Source organism: Bradyrhizobium sp. P2_E8, assembly GCF_056403875.1.
In genome coordinates this window covers 1-3,939 of sequence record NZ_JBFUES010000736.1, presented here as the reverse complement: position 1 = coordinate 3,939, position 3,939 = coordinate 1, and the positions used below count along the sequence as shown (strand labels likewise).

Here is a 3,939-nt window from a genome sequence, read left to right as displayed (position 1 = left end):
GGCAACGACTTCGATGGTCATGCGATCTTGAATCCGTTGGCGGGCAAGGCGGTCATTCGACGGGGGAGGCCTTCATGCGGTGATCCTCCAGCGGCAGGCCGAGCGCGGCCTGGATCGCGCGCGCCAGGAACTGGAGCGTGAGCAGCAGCATGCCGAAGGTGACGACGGCTTCCGGAAACCACAGCGGCGTGTCGCTCGAGGTCGAGACCTGGCCGCGCACATAGGCGCCGAAGGCGAACTTCGCCATCGCGGAGGTCAGGAACGCCATGAAGGCGAAGCCGGCCGCTGCGGAGAGGATCTCGAGCGCGCGCTGCACCGGCGCCGGCGCGTTCTTCAGGAGCAGCACGACGCGGATGTGGCCGCCGACGCGCAGGGTCATGGCGGCGCCGAAGGTGAACGACGCCGCCATCAGGTAGGAGGAATATTCCCACGCGATCGAGATGGTCGGCGGGAAGAACGGCAGGAAGTTCGAGAGGAAGCGGGTTGCGACCTCGCATAGCATCAACAGCGTCAGCGTGAGCAGACAGCCGCCGCCGATCCAGCCGTCGAGCCGGCCGAGACGGTCGATTCCGTCGAGCAGGATGCGCAGCGGCGCCGGCGCCGCTGCATTGAGGCTCTGCGGAGCTGCGGGAAGGACGCTCGTCACAACCTCGTCCTCAGCGCTTCATTTCGGCGAGATAGGCCCGCACCGGCTTGTCGGCCGCCGGCACACGCTTGAGGAAGGCGTCGAGCTGCGGCGCGGTCTTGCTGCGGATGTCGCTTATCATCGCATCCGAGACCGGGATCACCTCCATGCCGCCTTCCTTGAGGCGGTTGAGGCTGTCGGCGTCGGCCTTGAGCGAGTTCGCCCAGAAACCCGGCTCCATCTTGGCGGCAACGCCGGAGACGAGCTGCTGCTGATCCGCACTGAGCACCTTCCACGAGTCGAGATTGACCGTGAGCATCTGCGACGACCAGACGTGGTTGGTCGGATAGATGTACTTCAGAAATTCCCAGAACTTGCCGTCGRCCCCGGACACCGCCGAGGTCGAGACGCCAGACACCGCACCGGACGCCAGCGCGGGGATCGTCTCGCCCCAGGGGATCATCACCGGCGCCATGCCGACCACGGCCAGCATGTCGACGGCGTTCTTGTCGGGCACGCGGATCTTGATGTTCTTCAGGCCCTCGACGTCGGCGACCTTGACCTTGAGATGCAGGTACTGCGTCGGCCACGGCACAATGTAGAGGATCTTCTGGTTGTTGCGCGCGGCGACCTTCTCGTATTCGGGCCGCACATATTTGTGCAGCACCTTGAGCTCGTCCATCGAGCCGCACAGGAACGGGATGCTCTCGACGCCCATGAAGGGCTCGTCGCCGACCTGCTGGATGTTGAGAACGTCGGCGAGCGGCACGAGGCCATCGCGCACGGCGCGCAGGTGCTCGGGGCCCTTGAAGCCGAGCTGGCCGCCGGCCTTCACGGTGATGTTGACCGTGCCGCCGGTCTGCTTCTTCACCTCCTCGGCGAAGGCCATCGCATTCTGGGTGTGGAAGTTGCCGTCGGGCCAGACCGTCGACATGTCCCAGCTTATCGTTGCCGCCCGCGCGCGGGTCGAGATCTGGCCGGCGGCGAGCAGCGTCGCGGCGCCCGCGGTGAAGTTCCGTCGCGTGATCATTGAGCCCCTCCGTTCACGACGCCTGACGCGTCACCGCGTGTACCCATAAACTGCAACCGCGTTGTCCGCCGACACGAGGCCGCTTTCGATGTCGTCATTGACGGCCGAGCGTGCCCGTTCGGTCGGATCGCCGATGCCGGCGCCGCCGGGCGTCAACACCACCAGACGGTCGTCCGGCGGCACCTGCTGAAAGCCCTTGCCACGCAGCTTCTTGCCGGATTTGAGACCGACATAGCCGGCCTCGCCGTTCCGGCCGCCGTCGCGGCCACGCGGCGGATGATCGATGCGGTCGAACGCCGCCAGAATGTCGAACGGCGCATTGACGCCGCTGCCGACCTCGATGATCTGACCAAGGCCGCCGCGGGTACGCCCTGCCCCGCCGGAATCCGGGCGCAGCTCCTTGCGCCAGAAGATCAGCGGCGTCTGTGTTTCCGCGATCTCGACCGGCGTGCCGCGCACGCCGCTGGGATAGGCGGTGGCCGACAGGCCGTCCTTGCCGAAGCGCGCGCCGGTGCCGCCATTGCTGGTGACCGCCATCGAGAACCCGTAATTGCCGCCGACGCCACTTCGCGTCTGTCCGCGCACGTTGAGATTCCACAGGCACGAGGTGCCTTCCGCCGGCACGCGCTCGGGAATGATCTGGCGCAGGCAGCCGAACACCACGTCGGGGAGCATCTGGCCGATGATGTGGCGCGAGGCGACGGGCGCGGGTTTCGGCGCATTGAGGATCGCGCCGGCAGGTGCCGACACTGTCAGCGGCGACAGCGAGCCGGCATTGTTCGGGATCTGCGAGGCGACGACACAGCCGAGGCCGAACACGGTGTAGGCCGTGGTGTAGGACAACGGCACGTTGATGCCGAACTTCGAGGCGGTCGAAGTGCCGTCGAAATCGACGTGAATGCCCGCAYCCGAGATCGTCAGCGTCGCGGCCAGCGTCACTGGCGCGTCGTAGCCGTCAACGACCATGGTGTTGCGCCAGCTGCCCTTCGGCAGCTTGGCGATCTCGGCCAGCACGGCCTCGCGCGAGCGTTCGCAGATGTAGTCGCCGAGCTCGTCGAGCGTGTCGATGCCGAACTCGGTCATCATCTCGACCAGGCGCTCGCAGCCGACGTCGTTGCAGCCGGCGAGCGAATAGGTGTCGCCCTCGGTGTCGATCGGCAGCCGCGTGTTGGTGCGGATCATCGCCATCAGCGTCTCGTTGACGACGCCCCGGTCGATCAGCTTCAGCATCGGGATGTAGAGCCCCTCCATGAACACGTCGGTGGCATCAGGCCCGAAGCCGATGCCGCCGATGTCCATGAGATGGCTGGTGCAGGAGAATAGCGCGACCGGCTTGCCGTCCTTGAAGCAGGGCGTGGTGACGACGAAATCGTTGAGGTGGCCGGTGCCCATCCAGGGATCGTTGGTGATGTAGGCATCGCCCTCCTTCATCGTCTCGATCGGGAAGTGGTCGATGAAGTGCTTGACCGATTCCGCCATCGAGTTGACGTGACCGGGCGTGCCGGTGACCGCCTGCGCCAGCATCCGCCCCTTGAGGTCGAACACGCCGGCCGAGAGATCGCCGCATTCGCGCACGATCGGGCTGAAGGCGGTGCGGAGCAGCACTTGGGCCTGCTCCTCGACCACGGCGATCAGCCGGTGCCACATGATCTGAAGGTCGATCAGGCTCGCGCCATTTGCCTTGCTCATGATCAGGCTGCCTTCCGTTCCATGACGATGCTGCCGGCACCGTCGATATGGGCGTCAAAACTGGTGGAGACGAAGGTCGAGGTCTCATCCTCCGCGATCACGGCGGGGCCGGCAATCGTCGCCCCCGGCGCCATGTCCTCGCGGCGATAGAGTGGAATCTCGATCACCTCTCCGGCCCGGCCGTCGAAGAATTTCCGGCTGCCGGACGCCTTGCCCGCGGGCGTGCGTGCAACGGCCGCGACGACGGACGGATTGCGCGGCTCGGTGGTGGCGAGCACCGACCAGCTCAGGACCTCGATCGCGGCACCCGGGATCGGGCGCTCGAACATCGCGGAATAATCAGCCTCGAACTTCTGGCGCAGGCCGGCGAGATCGGCTGATGTCAGCGGCCGGTTCGGCARCTCCACGCTGATCTCGTGGCCCTGACCGACATAACGCATGAAGGCCGCGCGGCGTTCGCGCACCGAGGCACCGGCAGCACCGGGCTCGACCAGCGCACGCGCCTCGGTCGCCATCTCCTGCAAGAGGTCGGAAACCGCGCCGGTGTCGAAATCGTCGAGCCGGACGTGACGGCTGCGCACCAGCTCATAGGCGA

At 66.4% G+C, this 3,939-nt stretch carries 3 protein-coding genes and 1 pseudogene; all 4 read right to left on the bottom strand.

The window, feature by feature from the left end; genetic code table 11:
- Nucleotides 1–52: 52 nt before the first annotated feature.
- Nucleotides 53–646 (bottom strand): TRAP transporter small permease subunit, encoded by a 594-nt coding sequence (locus AC1D00_RS30705; protein ID WP_092187048.1) that lies wholly within the window; start codon nt 644–646, stop codon nt 53–55.
- Between the two features lie 10 nt (nt 647–656).
- On the bottom strand, nt 657–1,655 hold the full coding sequence (locus AC1D00_RS30700) for a TRAP transporter substrate-binding protein (protein ID WP_477013245.1): 999 nt from the start codon (nt 1,653–1,655) through the stop codon (nt 657–659).
- A 30-nt stretch (nt 1,656–1,685) separates the two neighbouring features.
- On the bottom strand, nt 1,686–3,344 hold the full coding sequence (locus AC1D00_RS30695) for a hydantoinase B/oxoprolinase family protein (RefSeq protein WP_477013244.1): 1,659 nt from the start codon (nt 3,342–3,344) through the stop codon (nt 1,686–1,688).
- Between the two features lie 2 nt (nt 3,345–3,346).
- Nucleotides 3,347–3,939 (bottom strand): annotated as a pseudogene (locus tag AC1D00_RS30690) (hydantoinase/oxoprolinase family protein); the annotation flags it as partial.